The sequence below is a fragment of the Devosia sp. Z6_126 genome (assembly GCF_058133495.1).
This window is the reverse complement of record NZ_JBYUNO010000002.1, coordinates 369,421-386,458: the sequence shown is the minus strand read 5'-3', so window position 1 is coordinate 386,458 and position 17,038 is coordinate 369,421. Positions and strand designations below refer to the sequence as shown.

General features: G+C 62.3%; 15 protein-coding genes. 8 read left to right on the top strand and 7 right to left on the bottom strand.

The features are described from left to right. The first annotated feature begins 205 nt into the window (after positions 1 to 205). The 3 genes from uxaC to AC3YOG_RS08800 all read left to right on the top strand — a co-directional run bounded on the left by uxaC (position 206) and on the right by AC3YOG_RS08800 (position 3,082). Complete coding sequence (uxaC, locus tag AC3YOG_RS08810; RefSeq protein WP_489934793.1) at positions 206 to 1,621, top strand: glucuronate isomerase; 1,416 nt, start codon at positions 206 to 208, stop codon at positions 1,619 to 1,621. Between the two features lie 91 nt (positions 1,622 to 1,712). After that, positions 1,713 to 2,561: an aminoglycoside phosphotransferase family protein gene (locus AC3YOG_RS08805; protein ID WP_489934792.1), complete on the top strand. Its 849-nt coding sequence runs from the start codon at positions 1,713 to 1,715 to the stop codon at positions 2,559 to 2,561. A 17-nt stretch (positions 2,562 to 2,578) separates the two neighbouring features. Next, positions 2,579 to 3,082: a CAP domain-containing protein gene (locus AC3YOG_RS08800; protein ID WP_489934791.1), complete on the top strand. Its 504-nt coding sequence runs from the start codon at positions 2,579 to 2,581 to the stop codon at positions 3,080 to 3,082. Between the two features lie 10 nt (positions 3,083 to 3,092). On the opposite strand, the gene glpK is transcribed toward AC3YOG_RS08800, so the two are convergent. Both glpK and glpD read right to left on the bottom strand, forming a co-directional pair. Further along, positions 3,093 to 4,592, bottom strand: a complete 1,500-nt coding sequence (gene glpK / locus AC3YOG_RS08795; protein WP_489934790.1) for a glycerol kinase GlpK — start codon at positions 4,590 to 4,592, stop codon at positions 3,093 to 3,095. A 13-nt stretch (positions 4,593 to 4,605) separates the two neighbouring features. Beyond that, complete coding sequence (gene glpD, locus AC3YOG_RS08790) at positions 4,606 to 6,102, bottom strand: glycerol-3-phosphate dehydrogenase (protein WP_489934789.1); 1,497 nt, start codon at positions 6,100 to 6,102, stop codon at positions 4,606 to 4,608. A gap of 157 nt (positions 6,103 to 6,259) precedes the next feature. On the opposite strand from glpD, the gene AC3YOG_RS08785 reads away from it, so the two are divergent. Next, positions 6,260 to 7,195, top strand: coding sequence for an AEC family transporter (locus tag AC3YOG_RS08785; protein WP_489934788.1), 936 nt, complete (start codon positions 6,260 to 6,262; stop codon positions 7,193 to 7,195). Positions 7,196 to 7,202: 7 nt separating this feature from the next. On the opposite strand, the gene AC3YOG_RS08780 is transcribed toward AC3YOG_RS08785, so the two are convergent. The 3 genes from AC3YOG_RS08780 to AC3YOG_RS08770 are packed head-to-tail and all read right to left on the bottom strand — an operon-like array spanning position 7,203 to position 10,506. Beyond that, complete coding sequence (locus tag AC3YOG_RS08780; RefSeq protein ID WP_489934787.1) at positions 7,203 to 8,096, bottom strand: transglutaminase family protein; 894 nt, start codon at positions 8,094 to 8,096, stop codon at positions 7,203 to 7,205. A 33-nt stretch (positions 8,097 to 8,129) separates the two neighbouring features. Continuing rightward, positions 8,130 to 9,080 (bottom strand): alpha-E domain-containing protein, encoded by a 951-nt coding sequence (locus AC3YOG_RS08775; RefSeq protein ID WP_489934786.1) that lies wholly within the window; start codon positions 9,078 to 9,080, stop codon positions 8,130 to 8,132. A 4-nt stretch (positions 9,081 to 9,084) separates the two neighbouring features. Continuing rightward, positions 9,085 to 10,506: a circularly permuted type 2 ATP-grasp protein gene (locus AC3YOG_RS08770; protein ID WP_172123073.1), complete on the bottom strand. Its 1,422-nt coding sequence runs from the start codon at positions 10,504 to 10,506 to the stop codon at positions 9,085 to 9,087. A 161-nt stretch (positions 10,507 to 10,667) separates the two neighbouring features. On the opposite strand from AC3YOG_RS08770, the gene AC3YOG_RS08765 reads away from it, so the two are divergent. After that, entirely contained in the window at positions 10,668 to 11,597 is a 930-nt protein-coding gene (locus AC3YOG_RS08765) for a 2-hydroxyacid dehydrogenase (protein ID WP_489934785.1), read from the top strand. Between the two features lies 1 nt (position 11,598). Here AC3YOG_RS08765 and AC3YOG_RS08760 read toward each other — a convergent pair whose 3' ends face one another. Both AC3YOG_RS08760 and AC3YOG_RS08755 read right to left on the bottom strand, forming a co-directional pair. Next, positions 11,599 to 12,729, bottom strand: a complete 1,131-nt coding sequence (locus tag AC3YOG_RS08760; RefSeq protein WP_489934784.1) for an AbrB family transcriptional regulator — start codon at positions 12,727 to 12,729, stop codon at positions 11,599 to 11,601. Further along, on the bottom strand, positions 12,690 to 13,859 hold the full coding sequence (locus AC3YOG_RS08755) for a M20 aminoacylase family protein (protein ID WP_489934783.1): 1,170 nt from the start codon (positions 13,857 to 13,859) through the stop codon (positions 12,690 to 12,692). Before AC3YOG_RS08755 ends, AC3YOG_RS08760 begins: the two co-directional genes overlap by 40 nt. 198 nt (positions 13,860 to 14,057) lie before the next feature. Here AC3YOG_RS08755 and AC3YOG_RS08750 point away from each other — a divergent pair, with 198 nt between their 5' ends. The 3 genes from AC3YOG_RS08750 to AC3YOG_RS08740 all read left to right on the top strand — a co-directional run bounded on the left by AC3YOG_RS08750 (position 14,058) and on the right by AC3YOG_RS08740 (position 17,008). Beyond that, the gene (locus AC3YOG_RS08750; protein ID WP_489934782.1) at positions 14,058 to 14,816 is read left to right on the top strand and encodes an electron transfer flavoprotein subunit beta/FixA family protein; all 759 of its coding nucleotides are present in this window, start codon (positions 14,058 to 14,060) and stop codon (positions 14,814 to 14,816) included. Further along, complete coding sequence (locus AC3YOG_RS08745; protein ID WP_489934781.1) at positions 14,816 to 15,760, top strand: electron transfer flavoprotein subunit alpha/FixB family protein; 945 nt, start codon at positions 14,816 to 14,818, stop codon at positions 15,758 to 15,760. The genes AC3YOG_RS08750 and AC3YOG_RS08745 overlap by 1 nt, the downstream gene beginning before the upstream one ends. Positions 15,761 to 15,823: 63 nt before the next feature. Then, positions 15,824 to 17,008, top strand: a complete 1,185-nt coding sequence (locus tag AC3YOG_RS08740) for an amino acid aminotransferase (RefSeq protein ID WP_489934780.1) — start codon at positions 15,824 to 15,826, stop codon at positions 17,006 to 17,008. Positions 17,009 to 17,038: the final 30 nt, after the last annotated feature.

Here is a 17,038-nt window from a genome sequence, read left to right as displayed (position 1 = left end):
TCCCCCTTGAGACAATGCGTGGCAGTCGCCAGTAACTCGGGGCGGCCTTTGTTTAGTCGTTTCGCCCACGTCGCAAGCGTAGTCCAGCATGGCGGCAGGGGGAAAAGCCTTTCCGGAACGCCGTTAATTTTAATCTAATCCGCTCACTGGCCGATCTTGTATGGTAGTCGTTGATCTTGGGTACGGATCATGGCAAAACCTGATCATGACCAATGCCCCGCACCTTCATCCCGATCGCTTTTTCCCTTTGGCCGAACCAGCACGGTCCGTCGCGCGGGACCTTTATGCTGCTGTCAAAGATTTGCCGCTGATCTGCCCCCATGGGCACACGGACCCGTCCTGGTTTGCAGCCAATGATCGGTTTTCGGACCCCGCGGCGCTGTTTCTCACCCCAGACCATTATGTGTTGCGCATGCTGCGCAGCCGTGGGCTGAGCTATGACGATCTCGGCGTGCCCCGCAAGGATGGAAAGCCAGTTGCGGCCGGGCGAGATGCCTGGCGCCTCTTCGCCGCGAACTACCATTTGTTCGCGGGTACTCCATCCAAGACCTGGGTCGATCACTCGCTCCAGCTCACCTTTGGCATCAACGAAGAGTTGGGGCCAGACACTGCTGATGCGATTTATGACCTGATCGACAAACGCTTGGGTGATCCCGATTTGCTGCCGCTGGCGATTCTCGATCGTGCCAACGTAGAGACCATTGCGACCACCGAATTCGCCCTCGATCCCCTCCAGCACCATGCCCGTTTGGCTGACCGGGGATTGATCGGGCGGGTGCGTACCACCTATCGCCCTGATGATGTTACCGACGCCAGCCGCCCCGCCATCGCGGACAATCTTCAGCGTCTGGGGGAGGTCACGGGAGAAAATATTACGACCTGGGGCGGTCTCATCAATGCCCACCGGAGCCGGCGAGAGTTCTTCCGGCGCTTCGGCGCCGTTGCGACCGATCATGGTGTTCCCACTGCCAACACCACTGACCTTCCCCTAGTGGAAAAGCAGGCCTTGCTCGACAAGGTCTTGGCTGGACGACACGATGCTGCCGATGCTGAACTCTTTCGGGCCCAGATGCTTACGGAAATGGCGCTGTTGTCGGTGGAAGACGGCATGGTCATGCAGATCCATGCCGGATCCCGCCGCAACACCGATCCGTTGCTGATGGCCGAGCGTGGCACCGATCTTGGCGCCGACATTCCTGGCACGACCGACTATGTCACCGGTATGCGGGCGCTCCTGGGCCGCTGCGGCAATGAGCCGAACTTACGCATCATCATGTTCGTACTCGATGAAACCACTTATGCTCGGGAGCTGGCGCCCATGGCTGGCTATTGGCCCAGCCTGATGATCGGCCCGCCGTGGTGGTTCCACGACAGCCCGCAGGGTATCCGGCGCTATCTTGACCAGGTGGTGGAGACGGCCGGCTTCTACAATCTCGCCGGCTTCAATGACGATACGCGTGCGCTGCTCTCGATCCCCGCCCGGCATGATGTCTGGCGCCGTGAAGTCAGCGGCTTCCTTGCGCGTTGGGTGGGCGAGCACCGGCTCTCGGCCGCGACCGCGCAGGAATTAGCCAAGCATTTGAGCTACACTGCAGCCAAGGATGCTTATCGCCTGAACTGATGGCCGCTTCGGGTGGGCGCTTATCAAGTTTTGGCGTAAAGAGCGCTGGGAGGTCGAATCACGACCATTGTTCTGCTCTAATATGTCCATGATGAATCAGTCGCCCGTCGAAACAGCGCTCAGCCGCGCCATGATCCGCTGGTCCCTGACCCGCTCGCAGCCGCTTGCCGACACGGCAACCAGCTGGATTTTTCGCGTTGATCAGAATGGACGCAACTTTGCGGTGCTCAAGATCCTGAAGGCGGCGCCCCCAGATGCGGAGCGTCGCGGAGCGGCGCTGATGGCCTGGTATGGCGGGGAGGGCGCCGCGACCGTGTTCGACTCGCATGGCGACACACTGTTCATGGAATGGCTTGACGGCATTCCGCTGGGGGACGCTGTTCGGCGCGGCCACGACGAAGAGGCGACTGTCGCGCTTGCGACCGTGATCGCCAGTCTTCATCGGCCGCGTCCGCAGTCTCCCCCGGACTTACTTTCGCTACGCGACCGCTTTCAGATGCTATTCGATACCGATGTGCGGGTCTGGCCGCACACCGCCCGAGATCTCTACGCCCGTGCCAGCGGCATCGCGCTCAAGCTGTTCGACAAACCCAGTGCACAACTCCCGCTACACGGCGATCTGCACTACGACAACATCATCTCGTCGGGGCGCGGATGGCTCGCCATCGATCCGGTGGGCCTCTTCGGTGATCCGGCTTACGAAGTAGCACCCGCATTTGTTAGCCCCTCCGGCGCCGAAGCGCTGGTTGCCGACCCGCGCCGCATTTCGGCATTGCTGGACACCTTCGAGGCGCGACTCGATCTTCCCCGCAAACGGGTTTTGGGCTGGGCCGCGGCCCATGCAGCTTTGTCGGCTTCCGTGAACCTCGCGGATGGCAAGCCCATCACGATCCAACTCGCCTGCCTTCCCAATCTGCTCAGCGCCTATGATCAGGCATGACTTCAAGGGTTCTCTTCATGGCTAACCTGACCCGCCGCGGGGCGCTGGTGCTTGCGGGCGCGGCGCTGCTTTCGGCCTGCGCCACGACCGCGCCAATAGTTCCCGCCACCGGTGGTACCACTCCCGAAACCTTGTCTGACGATCAAATCCTTGCCGCCATCAACGCGGTGCGCAAAACCAATGGCGCGCCGCCCTGGAGCTATAATCAGCGGCTTGAAACGGCAGCCCGTTCGCAAGCCCAGTTAATGGCAGCCAAGAACAAGCTCAGCCACGATCTGGGCGTTACCTTGCGCGAACGTGTAACCCAGGCTGGCTATCTCGGCGCAGTGGGCGAGAACGTTGCCGGCGGCCATCCCAATCTCGAAAGCGCCATCCAGGGATGGATGAATTCGCCTGGGCACCGGTCCACCTTGCTCAGCCCGAAATTCACTGAGTTCGGCTTGGCTGTGGCGCGCACCGACAAGGGCCGGCTGTATTGGGCCATGATCGCCGGCGGCTCATTCGAGGCTTGGCTCGTCTAGTCGCGCAGGCCTAAGCCGCTGTGCTAAGCGTGCGCCGCACTGCTGCGCCCCAACCGCTGAGCTTGCTCTCCCTCGTTGAGGGGTCCATTGCGGGCTCGAACCGCTGGTCACATAACCAGCCAGCGGCAAAGGCTTCCATGTCGGGCCAGGCCCCGGCGCGCGAGCCAGCGAGCCAAGCGGCGCCCAATGCAGTGGTTTCAAGGATCGTTGGCCGATCAACCGGCGCATCGAGCACATCCGCCAGGAACTGCATGGTCCAGTCAGACGCGACCATGCCGCCATCCACCCGCAGCACGGTCTCGCCGCCAGTGCTTTTCCAATCCTTGCGCATCGCATCAAGCAAATCGCGGGTCTGGTAGCATACCGCTTCCAGTGCTGCCCGCGCGATCTCGGCTGGGCCAGTATTGCGGGTCAGACCGTAAATGGCGCCGCGCGCCTCGGCATCCCACCAAGGTGCGCCCAAGCCCACAAATGCGGGCACCATGTAAACATGCTGGTTGGGATCTGCCGACTGCGCCAGGGGGCCAGTTTCGCTCGCCTTGTTCACAAGCTTCAGCCCGTCCCGGATCCACTGCACGGCTGCACCGGCCACAAAGATCGACCCCTCCAGCGCATAGGTGGTCTTGCCGTCCAGCCGATAGGCAAGGGTGGACAGCAACCGGTTATGCGACCGTACCAGTTCGGTGCCAGTATTGAGCAGCGCAAAGCAGCCAGTGCCATAGGTCGATTTCAGCATCCCAGGCTTGAAGCAGGCCTGGCCAATCGTCGCGGCATGCTGGTCGCCGGCAACGCCAAGGATCGGCACAGCGGCCCCAAACAGCGCCGCATCGGTGTTCCCGAAGTCGTCGGCGCAGTCCTTGACCTCTGGTAACATTGCTGCGGGAACCCCGAACAACTCCAGCAGTTCAGGGTCCCAGCGATTGGCGACAATGTCAAACAGTAGCGTACGGGCCGCATTGGTAGCGTCGGTGGCATGCACTCGGCCGCCCGTCAGCCGCCAGATCAGAAAGCTATCGACAGTACCGAACAGCACTTCGCCACGTTCGGCGCGTTCACGGGCGCCAGGCACATGGTCAAGCAGCCACCCGATCTTGGTTCCAGAGAAATACGGGTCGAGCAGCAATCCGGTTCGCTCGGTTACCAGCGCCTCGACGCCGTCCCGCCGCAGCTGCGCACAAACCGGTGCTGTGCGCCTGTCTTGCCAGACAATGGCATTGGCGATGGGTTTGCCGGTATCGCGATCCCAGCAAACCACGGTTTCACGCTGGTTGGTGATGCCGATGCCAGCTAATGCTGCCGGCTCGATCCCGGCCGCCCCAATGGCCGTCTGTGCTGTGGCAAGGACGCTCTCCCAAATGGCCTCCGGATCATGTTCGACCCAGCCATCCTGCGGGAAGATTTGCGCAAATTCCTGCTGGCCGACGCCCCGCACCTGGCAGCTGGCATCAAAAACGATGGCTCGGCTCGATGTGGTGCCCTGGTCGATCGCCAGCACAAAACCCTCAGTCATTCCGCTCTCCCCCTTAGCGCCGTTGTGCCAGATAAGCGTCCAGGCGCGCCTTGTCTTCAGCCCCGGTATGCAGCCCCAGCTTGGTGCGGCGCCACAAGATATCGGCGGAACTCACAGCCCATTCATTGGCAATCAGATAATCCACCTCGCTTTGGTAAAGGTCAGCGCCGAAGTGAGCCCCCAGTTCGTGCAGTTCCTTGTTGTTCCCAAGGATTACCCGCGCCTTGGTTCCGTAAAGGCGCATCAGCCGCCGGATCATGGTGGCGGGCAGGCGGCTATAGTCCATAGCCAGGCGCCGCACTTCCGATTCAAACTGCAGGGGCTCGAACTCACCGCCCGGCAGTTTGGACTCCTTGGTCCAACGTGGGCCGCGTTGGCCCAGCACGCTTTCGATCTTTTCCATGGCCGACTCGGCCAAGCGCCGGGACGTCGTGAGTTTGCCCCCAAAGACGTGCAAGGCCGCTCCGCTGGCCAGATCGCCATCGAGCTTGAGGACGTAATCCCGGGTGGCTTCCTGGGCGGCGGTGGCGCCGTCGTCGAACAATGGGCGTACGCCGGAATAGGTCCAGACGATGTCGGCTTTCAGGACAGGCAGCGCGAAATACTCGCTGGCAGCCCGGCAGAGATAGTCGATCTCGTTATCAGAAATAGCGACGTCCTTGGGATCGCCCGTGTAGTCCTGGTCGGTGGTGCCGATCAGGGTAAAATCCTGCTCGTAGGGAATGGCAAAAATGATACGCCCGTCGGCGTTCTGGAAGATGTAGCAACGATCATGGTCGAACAGCTTGCGCACCACGATGTGGCTGCCCTTGACCAGACGCACATTGTGGGCGCCGTTATTGCCCATCGTGTTGCCGACCACTTCGTCCACCCAGGGACCAGCGGCATTGACCACGAACTTGGCGTGCACCGTCTGCTCGCCATCTTGCCCCGACAGCGTCAGCGTCCAGCCCCCGTTATCCCGGCGAGCGCTGGTGACCTTGGTGCGGGTGTAGACCGTCGCACCCTTGTTCGCAGCGTCCCGAGCATTGAGAACGACAAAACGGGCGTCGTCCACCCAGCAGTCCGAATACTCAAAGCCCGTCTTGAAGCCCGGCTTAAGCGGCTTGCCCGCTTCGTCCTTGCTAAGGTCCAGCGTCTTGGTCGGGGGGAGCAGGCGGCGTCCACCCATATAGTCATACATCGCCAGACCCGCGCGCAGCACGACCTTAGGCCTCAGCCCCTTGTGGTGAGGCAAGACGAACCGTAGCGGCCAGATGATGTGCGGTGCGGCCGCCCAAAGGACTTCGCGTTCGGCCAAGGCTTCGGCAACGAGGCGAAACTCATAGTGCTCCAGATAACGCAGCCCGCCATGGACCAGCTTGGTCGCGGCCGACGATGTACCGGACGCTAGATCATTCATCTCGGCCAGCATCACGGAAAAGCCGCGGCCGACGGCATCACGAGCAATGGAAGTGCCGTTAACGCCTCCACCGATCACAAAAATATCGACTTGCTCTGTTTGGGTCATGCTGGGCTCCCGGGAGATTCCCGCCGCTTCTACGCCTTATGTTCGCTCATGAAAATGAACTTCATGTGCGTCTTGGAGCCGCCCGTCTCACTCCCTCGGATTGACCCGACCGCGACGGCAGTCTAGGGCAGGGGACCAGTTTCCAGGTTGCCCGGCCATGCTCGCCATATTCAATGTCATCGCGCCAATATTCGCGCTGATGGCGCTAGGCTACTGTGCCGTGCGCTTCCGCCTTTTTCCCGCCGAAGGCATCAAAAGCCTGATCGCATTTGTGAACAACTTTGCGACCCCATGCCTGCTATTCCACTCCATTCTCACCAGCGATTTTCGTTCCGCCTTCAACCTTGCGATCATCGGCCCGTTTTACCTGGGCGCACTGATCTGCTTTGTGGTCGGAATTTTCATCGCCCGAAGATTTTTTGCGAACACACCCGGCGAAAGCGTCTCGGTGGGCTTTTCCGGCACCTTCACCAATACAGTCCTGGTGGGGCTCCCCATCATGCAGCGCGCTTATGGCCTAGACTCGCTGCCGGTCACGCTCTCTATCATCGGCCTGCACGGGGCCATTTTGCTGAGCATCGGCATGGTGACTATGGAACTGGTCAAGCGGGATGGTCGCTCCTTGGGCAGGACGCTGTTGCTAGCGGCCAAGCGGGTCCTCTCCAACCCACTGATTTGGGGGATCGCCGGCGGGATGATCGGATCTTTTGCTGGGCTGCAACTGATCGAGCCGGCCGATGCATTCTTCTTGATGATGAGCCAGGCGGTAGTGCCCGCCGCCTTGTTCGGCATCGGCGGCGCCCTGAACGAGTACCGCTTGTCCGACAATTGGAAGCAGGCCGTTGTGGCTTCGCTGATCAAGCTCGTCCTGCACCCCGCCATCGCCTATGTGCTTATGGTCTGGGTGATGCGGGTTGATATGGAGATTGCCCGATATGGCATTCTGCTGGCCGCTATGCCGCCCGGCGTCAATGTTTACGTGTTCGCGACCTACTACAATCGCGGCACCAGCGTCGCGGCGAACACGATTTTGATCGCAACACTTGCCTCGGCGGCTTCCATTTCGGCCTGGTTGTTGATCCTCGGTCCTTAGCGCTGGCCTAGGTGGCGGGCGCTACCGAGAAGCCCAGCACCCGCACGCCATCGCCCAGGGGCACTGCCCGTAAGGGCTGGGTTGCGTGGGCATCCAACCCCGCAGCCAGTCGCACATGCTGTTCTGTGGGGCAAAGTTGCAGCATGGGGTCGAAGCCGATCCAGCCAAGCCGATCGTCAAAAGCTTCCGCCCAGGCGTGCAGCGCAGTGCTTCCGCCCTCGTCATCCGCAAGATAACCGGTGACATAGCGCGCCGGGATGTTGAGCGCTCGGGCCGCGCCGATAAATTGGTGAGCAAACTCGCTCGCCAGCGGCAATGACTTGATTGACGCTCCCTCACTTTCAGTCACCTCAGTCAGGCTCTCGCCCATCGACTGCGTCACCCCACCGATGGATTGCGTCATGCCTGCCGCGGACATGGACTGGGCCGCCTCGCTGCCCCCGTTCGGGGGAGCCGCCGCATCCTCCACCTTTTGAGGAACAAGAGCTTCGCCGACCGCCGCCATCAGGCCATGCAGCACCTCCAGTCGATTATTGCTGCTGCCTTTGAAGCGACCGAAGATCTCTTCGCTGCCCTGCGTTGAGGACGTTTTGCGCTTGAAAAGGCCTGGGACCGGTTCTCCCCCCACGCGCCCCAGAACACCATGCTTGTCCAAGGTTTCGACCACGCCGTCCACCGTGACCACGATCTGGCCTTCCGGGCGACTTTGGTTAACCAGATGCATGATGTTCCCATAGGCATCGGTAAACCGCGCCGCACTGTCGAGGCCCGGCATGTCCACAGTCCAGCTCTCGACCTTCTGCCCGACGCCTGATTGCGGCGTGAGCAGCAATTGCATCAGCGCATGCACGGTGCCGGGCGGGGGTGTAATGCTCAAGCGATGATGGATGGCGATGCGCATCTGGAAGCCTTTTGTGCCGAGCGATCCCGGTTGTCAGTAGAAATTGTAGCTTATCGACATGCACTCGGTGACATGATTGTTGCGGCCGATGAATTCGTTGAGGAACTCGTGCAAGCCGTGAGCGAAGATCGTGTCCATGGTTGTGTCCTCCACCATGGCACAGAGCTGTTCAGCCGCTTCGTGGCAGATCATGCGTTGCCCGTAGACATCCGCCAGCGTGTCCAGCGTGTCCGACATTGATCGTGCGCAATAGACCAGTGACCGCGGCATTTCAGGGCGCAGGATCAGATAGTCGGCGATGTTGTGGGCCTTGAAGCGGTCCCGATAGAAGTGCTGATACGAGCGGTGCGCCGATGCCGCCCGCAGGATCAGTGTCCATTGCTGGATGTCGAGCTCGCCCCCCACCATCGTCGCGCGTGGCAGCAGCACGTAATACTTCATGTCGAGGATGCGCGCCGTGTTATCGGCCCGCTCGACAAAACTGCCCGCCTGCGAAAATGCAAAACCGTCATCGCGCAAGATAGTGCCCAGCATGGCGCCGCGGAATTCGTGGCTGCGTTGCTTGACCCACTGCAAGAGGCCGAGCAGCTTGGCGCCGCGCACATCGCTGGGCTTGATCTGGGAGAACTCGAGCCAGGCGGCGTTGAGGCTCTGCCACATGTCGCTGGTGATGGCGGTGCGGACGGAGCGGGCGTTGGTGCGGGCCGCTTGCAAACATGAATGAACGGATGACGGGTTATCCGGGTCGAACATCATGAAGTGCGCGACGCTGTCGACATCGGCCTGATCGTGCTTGGCGGCGAAGGCTTCGTCGACTTCGGCGGCCTGCATCATCGAGACCAGATGCTCGCTGGCGCCACCTTCGCGCCGCGAGGTAAGGCTCATGCGATAGCCCACTTCCAGCAGGCGGGCGATGTTCTCGGCCCGCTCCACATAGCGGCTCATCCAGAAGAGGTTCTGCGCTGTGCGCCCCAGCATGGTCATGGCATCAGTCCTCCAGCACCCAGGTGTCCTTGGTGCCGCCACCCTGGCTCGAATTGACGACGAGCGATCCCTCCTTGAGCGCCACGCGAGTCAAGCCGCCCGGTGTGATCCGCACCTTGTCACCCACCAGAACATAGGGCCGTAAATCCACGTGGCGCGGCGCCACGCCGTTGTTGACGTAAGTGGGGCAGGTGGAAAGGGCGAGCGTGGGTTGAACAATGTAATTGTCCGGTCTAGCCAGGATCTTGGCCTTGAACTCCTCCTGTTGTGCCTTGGTAGACGTAGGGCCAACCAGCATGCCGTAGCCGCCGGAGCCATGCACTTCCTTGACCACGAGTTCGCCTATATTGGCCAGCACCCATTCCCGCTGCTCGCGATCGGTGCAGTTATAGGTGGGCACATTGTTCAGCAGGGATTTTTCGCCCAGATAGAACTCAATGATATCAGGGACATAGGTGTAGACGGCTTTGTCGTCGGCGATGCCCGTGCCGGGCGCGTTGACCAGCGTTACATTCCCCGCGCGATAGGCGTTGAAGAGCCCCGGAACACCCAGCATGGAGTCCGGACGGAAGGTCAGCGGATCCACGTAATCATCGTCAATGCGTCGATAAATCACGTCTACCCGCGTCGGGCCCGTTGTGGTGCGCATATAGACCTTGCCGCCATCGACAAACAGGTCTGGCCCCTCGCACAGCTGGGCGCCCATCTGGTCCGCCAGGAACGAGTGCTCGAAATAGGCCGAGTTATAGATGCCCGGCGTGAGCACGACGATATTGGGCGAACTGCCGGCCCCTGCAGGCGCCACGCTTTCGAGCGTACGGCGCAGGTTTTCGGGATAGGTTTCCACCGGCGCGACCTTGTAGCGATGGAAGAGGTCCGGGGCCAGTTGCATCATGGCCTCGCGGTCCTCGAGCATGTAGCTCACCCCGGAAGGCGTCCGTAGATTGTCCTCGAGCACATAGAAATCATTGGGACCGACCCGCACGATATCGACGCCGATAATGTGGGCGTAAACGCCCTGCGCCGGCTCAAGCCCCATCATTTCGGGGCAAAAGGCGGCGTTCTGGAGGATCAGGTGCTCCGGTACCCGGCCCGCCTTGATGATCTCCTGACGATGATAGATGTCGTAAAGAAAGGCGTTAAGTGCTCGTACCCGTTGCTCTATTCCCTTGCTCAGCCGGCGCCATTCGGCCGCCGAGATGATGCGAGGAATAACGTCAAAGGGGATGAGCTTTTCCGTGCCCTCGCTCGAACCATAGACGGCGAAGGTGATGCCGAGCTTGCGGAAGATCGCTTCGGCGTCCGACTGCATCAGGGGCAGGGCTCGTTCGGGTTGCTCGGCCAGCCACTCGGCGAGGACGCGATAGGGTTCGCGGATCGATCCGTCCGCATTGTTCATTTCGTCAAACGGCGCTGTGTCGGCCATCTCGCTCCGAGGGTAAAGGGCTTGGTCCCATCCTATTCACATTGCTACATATTTGTGACGCGCCGTCCAGCGGGAGCAAGGGGCCATTTTCGCCAAATCTGGTCGACTCGGCGGGAACCTTTGTCTATTTCTCACCTGGGTTAAGAGCGGGGGGCGAGACCATGACCATCGAAATTCTGCAAACCAAGAAGCTGCTGGCCAGCTGCGAAGCGGCTCTTGCTGAACGGTTTACCGTGCATAAACTGCACGAAGTTCAGGAACCTGAACGCTTTCTGAACGAGGTTGGACCCCGCATTCGGGCCCACGCCGGCAGCGATGTAAATGCCGACCTCATCGCCAAATTGCCCAATCTGGAAATCATCGCCGGCTTCGGTGTTGGCACCGACAATATCGATCTTGCGGCAGCCAAGGCGGCTGGGGTGCGGGTGACCAATACGCCCGATGTGCTCAATGATGCCGTGGCCGAACTCACCATCGGCATGATGATTGCGCTGGCCCGCCGCATTCCGCAGGCTGACCAGTTCGTGCGGGCGGGCAAGTGGCCGGCGGGCAATATGGGCCTGTTCAGCGAACTCACCGGCAAGACGGTCGGTATTCTGGGTTTGGGGCGGATCGGCAAGGAGATTGCCACGCGGGCACAGGCGATGAAGATGCGGGTGGTCTATCACGGCCGCAAGCGGCAGGAGAAAGAGCCCTATGTGTTCTATCCCGACCTGCTGGAGATGGCCCGCGATATCGACTGGCTGGTGATCATCGCCCCCGGCGGCAAGGGCACCAATCGGATCGTATCGCGCGAAGTGCTCGAAGCGCTAGGCCCCAAGGGCATGCTGGTCAATGTCGCCCGCGGCACCCTCGTCGATGAGCCCGCCATGATCGAGCTGCTTTCGAACGGCAAGCTGGGCGGTGCGGCGCTGGATGTGTTCGAGAACGAGCCCCAAGTGCCCGAGGCGCTGCTGAAGCTCGAAAATGTCGTGCTCTCGCCCCATCAGGGCAGCGCCACGCATCAGACGCGCGACGCCATGGGCGCGCTGCTGGTGGCCAATCTCGATGCGCATTTTGCCGGCGAGCCGCTGCTGAGCGCAGTGGTTTAGCCTAGCCCTGAGCTGGCGGCAGCGTTGCTGCTGTCGCCGCTCCCTCGCTTCGCCCCTCTCGCCGCCGGATCAGTACGACCAGCAGCGGGATGACCAGGCTGAGCAGCAGCAAGCGGATCATGTGGTGGGCCGCGATAAAAGCGGCGTCGAAGCCGAGCGCCACACCCAGAGCCCCCATGCCCTCGAGCGCGCCGGGTGAGAGGCCGATCCAGATCTGCCCAAAGGGCATGTCCACCAGCAGGCTGACGCCAAAGGAAACGACCGTGACGATGCCCACGGTCATTGCCGTCGCGATCAGCCCACCAAGGGCGGCCTGCATGAACTCTTGCCGGGTGATGCCCGCAAAGCGCGAGCCGATCAGCGCCCCCGTCAGCACAAAGGCGAGGATCACCAGCGGCTCGGGCATGGCGCCGCTATAAAGCCCGCCAAGCTTGGCGCCGGTCGCCAGGCCCATCGGCCCCATGACCATGGCTGCGGGAACACCGAGGCGCATGAAGACGAGCCCCAACGCCACGCAAGCGGCGGCGAGGGACAGCAGCTCGCCCCAGCTCAGGATTGCCGTCGGCACCGCGCTGCCAAAATGCTCCACCGGCAGGAACATGGCGCCGATCGGCACACAGATCGTGAGCATCAGCAGCCGGATGACCTGGATGATGACGATCTGGCGGGCATCGCCGACCCCGGCCGAAGCGATGCCCATGATGAAGGACAGATGGCCGGGAATGGAGCCCAGATAGGCCGTGCCCGGATCGAGCTTGAACACGCGCACCAGCATCCAGCCGGTGAGCGCAATGATCAGCACCATTTCAAGCACCAGGCCCATGAGGCTAATCGGCCAACTGGCGAGCAGCGACAGGCTGTCGCTAGCCACGGTGGTGCCCATCGACATGCCGATCAGCACGAAGGCGATGTCGCGCAAGCGGACAGGCATGCGCACGGGCAGGCCGATCATCGCCGCGACAGTGACCGCCAATGAGCCGCCCATGATCCAGCCGCCGGGCAGGCCCAACGCGGTCGCGCCCAGGCCGCCCGCAGCAGACAGGGCAAGGGTCAGGAGGGTCAGCCCCAGGATGCGGGGCCGCCACCAAAGCTCTAGCGGATCGGCAGGGCTCGTTCCGCCAGCTTTACCCAATAACTTGTCCCCACCGGAATGATGGCATCGTTGAAATCGTAGGTGTCCGTGTGCAACTCGGAACTGTCGCCATTGCCAAGAAAGATATAGGCGCCGGGGCGCTGCTCGAGCATGAAGGAAAAGTCCTCCCCGCCCATGGAGGGGGCCACGTCCTTGTCGACGCGCTCGGCGCCGGCAACCTCCTCGGCAATGCCAGCGGCGAAGGCGGTTTCGGCGGGGCTGTTCACCGTCACCGGGTAGCCGCGCATATAGTTGACCTCGGCCGACCCTCCGAAGCTAGCGGCAAATTGGGGGACAAACTGCTGCAGACGGGCTTCGATGAAGTCCTGCACCCCGGCATCGAGCGTGCGCACCGTCCCCTTGAGCCGGGCGGTGCGCGGGATGACATTGTCGGCGTCGCCGGCTTCCAGCACCGTGACCGACAACACAGCGCTCCCGAGCGGGTCCACATTGCGCGACACCACGGTCTGCAGCGCGGTGATAAGTTGGGCTGCAATGATCACGGGATCGACCGTGGATTGCGGGCGCGCGGCATGGCCGCCGCGGCCCTCGATATCGATCACGAAGCGATCCGTCGCCGCCATGATGCCGCCCACGCGAATGCCGAAATGCCCAGCCGGGATGCCCGGCCAGTTGTGCATGCCGTAGACTTCGTTGATGCCGAAGCGCTCGAGAACGCCATCCTCGACCATTTCGCGCCCGCCGGCGCCGCCTTCTTCAGCCGGCTGGAAGATGAGGGCGACTCGCCCATCGAAGTTGCGGGTTTCAGCGAGATACTTGGCTGCGCCCAGCAGCATGGCTGTGTGACCATCATGGCCGCAGGCATGCATGCTGCCCGGCACCGCACTGGCGTAAGGCTTGCCCGTGCGTTCGGCGATCGGCAGGGCATCCATATCCGCGCGCAGGCCCAGGGTGCGCCCGCTGGTATTGCTCTTGCCATTGATGATGCCGACAACGCCGGTCCGCCCCAGCCCGGTCACGACCTCGTCGCATCCAAAAGCGCGCAGGAGTTCCTCGACCTTGCCCGCCGTGCGATGCACCTCAAACAGGATCTCGGGATTGCGATGCAGGTCCTGACGCCAGCCAGCGATCTCGTCGTGAAACTCGGCAATGCGATTGATTACGGGCATGAAAAACCAGAAAATTGTTCTGGGTCAGTGTCGCTGCCATAACTCTCCGCGTCAACCTCGCGGCGTCGGTCCGTGCCGGCAAACGGCAGCGTTTTTTAACATCGTGCGCCAGCTTGGGCCGTTATTTCCGCCCGCCGCCTTGTTCCGTTCGCCCAGATTTGCCAAACCATGCCCCGTGTTCCGGAGCCTCCTGCCGCCATGAAGATCCTTGTCGCCGTAAAGCGTGTTGTTGATCACAATGTTCGTATTCGCGTCCGCCCCGATGGATCGGGCGTGGAAACCGCTGGCGTGCGCATGTCGATGAACCCCTTTTGCAAGCACGCGGTGGAAGCGGCAGTCCAACTGGCGGAGAAGGTGGCAGATAGCGAAATCGTTGTGGTCTCGATCGGTCCCAAGCCCGCGACCGACGTGATCCTGACCGCCCTCGCCATGGGGGCGCATCGCGGCGTGCTGATCCAGACCGATGCCGAACTCGAAACCCTCGCCATCGCCAAATTGCTGGCCAAGGTCGTGGCCGAAGAGCAACCCGATCTCGTGCTGCTGGGCAAGCAGGCAGTGGATGACGACAGCAATCATGTCGGGCAGATGCTGGCGGCCCTGCTGGACTGGCCGCAGGCCACTTTCGCTTCGGCCATCAACCCGACTGGCGACGGACTTGAAGTGACGCGTGAAGTGGACTGGGGCCGTGAAACCGTGGCGCTGCCGCTGCCGGCAGTAGTGACGGCCGATCTGCGCCTCAATACGCCGCGCAATGCGGCGCTGCCCATGGTGATGAAGGCGCGCAGCAAGCCGCTGGCGGTGCGCCCTGTGGAAGACTTCGGCGTCGACGTGACGCCGCGCCTGCGCGTTGACAACGTGTCGCCCCCGCCTGATCGCGCTGCTGGCAAGACCGTGGGCAATGTTGCCGACCTCGCCCGGCTCATTGCCGATGACGTTGCCGATCTGGAGGCGCTGTGATGCCCGTTCTGGTTCTGGCCGAGCATGATCTCGGACTGCTCTCACCCGCTACGGCGCGTCTCGTTGGGGCAGTGTGCGAGTTGGGTGCGGTGGACCTGCTGGTTTTGGGCGAAGGGGTGGACCAGGTGGCGCTGGATGGCGCGCGCCTCCTTGGCGTCAATCGCGTGCTGGTGGGGCAGGGCACCGATCTTGCTGCGGGCCTGCCCGACAGCATCGTCCCGCTACTGACGGGGCTGGCACCGCAATACACCTATATCGTTGCGGCCGCCGCGGCCGCTGGCCGGGACCTGATGCCGCGCCTTGCGGCCAAGCTCGACCTGATGCCGATCACCGATGTGGTGTCCATCGAGGCGCCCAACCGCTTTGTGCGGCCCATCTATGCCGGCAATGCGCTTCAAACGGTGGTGTCCGACCAGAAGCAGAACCTTTTGACGCTGCGCGCTTCCGCATTCCGTCCAACCGGGCTCGGGGACGCCGCCCCGATCGAGCCGCTGCCACACGCGCCGGTGGCTTCGGTGGCGCGGATCATTGCGGCGCACCGGACCGAAAGCGACTCACCGGATCTGTCCACGGCACAGATCGTGGTGGGCGGCGGCGTGTCGGTGGGTTCGGCCGAAGGCTTCAAGCTGATCGAGCAGCTCGCCAAAACGCTGGGCGCTGCCGTGGGCGCGACCCGCGCGGCCGTCGATGCCGGCTACGCACCCAACGACTGGCAGGTGGGTCAAACTGGCAAGATCATCGCGCCGGACCTTTATATTGCTGTCGGCATTTCGGGGGCCTTGCAGCACCTGGCGGGCATTCAGGGCGCCAAGCGCATCATCGCCATCAACAGCGATCCCGAAGCGCCCTTGAGCAAAATGGCCGATGCGGTGCTGGTGGGTGATCTCTTCGCCATCGTGCCCGCGCTCATCGCCGAACTCGACCGTCTCGGCGTCAAGCGCTGACGGTTGCAAATCCCATTCCGGCTTCTATAAAGGCCGCGCCTCCCAACGGAACCCAGCCCCGCAATGTTCGAGACCCTTTCCAAGGCCCCTGGCGACAAGATTTTGGCGCTGATGGGCGAGTATGCCGCCGATCCGCGCACTGACAAGATCGACCTCGGCGTCGGCGTCTACAAGGACGAAACCGGTACCACCCCGATCATGTCGGCGGTGCGCAAAGCCGAAGAGCGCATTCTGGCGGCAGGCACCACCAAGACCTATCTCGGCATTGCCGGCAACAAGGGCTTTGGCGCCGCGGTGCTGGATCTGGCGCTCGGCGATGCGGTGGAACGCTCGCGCGTGCGCATCGCGCAGGCTCCCGGCGGCACCGGCTCGCTTTGGGTGTTGATGCAGCTGATCAACCGGGCCCGTCCGGGTGCCACGGTGTGGGTCTCGGACCCGACCTGGCCCAACCACAACCCCATCGCCGAAAATGCCGGGCTGACGGTCAAGAAGTACCCCTATTTCGATACGCAGACGCGCGGCGTGAAGTTCGATGCCATGCTGGCCACGCTTGATGGCCTGGGGCCGCAGGATATCGTGCTGCTGCATGGCTGCTGCCACAACCCGACCGGCGCCAACCTTTCCAACGAGCAGTGGGACGCGGTGGCCGCGAGCCTTGCCCGCACTGGCGCATTGCCCTTTATCGATCTCGCCTATCTCGGCTTTGGCGATGGCCTTGCTGAAGACGCCTATGGCACCCGCAAGGTGCTGGCAGCAGTGCCCGAGGCCCTCGTGGCATTTTCAGGCTCCAAGAACTTTGGCCTTTACCGCGAGCGCATCGGCGCGGCGATCCTTGTGGCCAGTGATGCCGCACACGCCGATATCGCCAATTCCCAGCTGCTCAACATCATCCGTGGCGCTTATTCCCAGCCACCCGATCATGGCGCCGAGATCATCCGCACCATTCTCGAGGATGCGCAGCTGCGCGCGGAATGGGAAACCGAGCTCAATGAAATGCGCGCCCGCATGATCCGGCTGCGCGAGAAGCTGGCCGACGCCATCCGCCAGAAGAGCAATTCGGAAGACTTCGATTTTATCGCCCGCCACCGCGGCATGTTTTCGCTGCTCGGGCTCGATAATGCCACTGTCGAGCATGTAAAAGCGGCCCGGGGTGTCTATATGATAGGGGACAGCCGCATCAATGTCGCGGGCATTCCCGAGGACCGCGTTGACGATCTCGCCCATGCCCTGCTTGCGGGAACGAAATAAAGCGGCGCCCGTCACCCTGACGCGCCGGCA

Coding starts and splice junctions, on each gene's coding strand:
- AC3YOG_RS08805 (WP_489934792.1), top strand. CDS start 1,713: ATGAATCAGTCGCCCGTCGAAACAGCGCTCAGCCGCGCCATGATCCGC.
- AC3YOG_RS08745 (WP_489934781.1), top strand. CDS start 14,816: ATGCCCGTTCTGGTTCTGGCCGAGCATGATCTCGGACTGCTCTCACCC.
- glpK (WP_489934790.1), bottom strand. CDS start 4,592: ATGACTGAGGGTTTTGTGCTGGCGATCGACCAGGGCACCACATCGAGC.
- AC3YOG_RS08750 (WP_489934782.1), top strand. CDS start 14,058: ATGAAGATCCTTGTCGCCGTAAAGCGTGTTGTTGATCACAATGTTCGT.
- AC3YOG_RS08765 (WP_489934785.1), top strand. CDS start 10,668: ATGACCATCGAAATTCTGCAAACCAAGAAGCTGCTGGCCAGCTGCGAA.
- AC3YOG_RS08780 (WP_489934787.1), bottom strand. CDS start 8,096: ATGCGCATCGCCATCCATCATCGCTTGAGCATTACACCCCCGCCCGGC.
- uxaC (WP_489934793.1), top strand. CDS start 206: ATGACCAATGCCCCGCACCTTCATCCCGATCGCTTTTTCCCTTTGGCC.
- AC3YOG_RS08785 (WP_489934788.1), top strand. CDS start 6,260: ATGCTCGCCATATTCAATGTCATCGCGCCAATATTCGCGCTGATGGCG.
- AC3YOG_RS08740 (WP_489934780.1), top strand. CDS start 15,824: ATGTTCGAGACCCTTTCCAAGGCCCCTGGCGACAAGATTTTGGCGCTG.
- AC3YOG_RS08770 (WP_172123073.1), bottom strand. CDS start 10,506: ATGGCCGACACAGCGCCGTTTGACGAAATGAACAATGCGGACGGATCG.
- AC3YOG_RS08755 (WP_489934783.1), bottom strand. CDS start 13,859: ATGCCCGTAATCAATCGCATTGCCGAGTTTCACGACGAGATCGCTGGC.
- AC3YOG_RS08775 (WP_489934786.1), bottom strand. CDS start 9,080: ATGACCATGCTGGGGCGCACAGCGCAGAACCTCTTCTGGATGAGCCGC.
- AC3YOG_RS08800 (WP_489934791.1), top strand. CDS start 2,579: ATGGCTAACCTGACCCGCCGCGGGGCGCTGGTGCTTGCGGGCGCGGCG.
- glpD (WP_489934789.1), bottom strand. CDS start 6,102: ATGACCCAAACAGAGCAAGTCGATATTTTTGTGATCGGTGGAGGCGTT.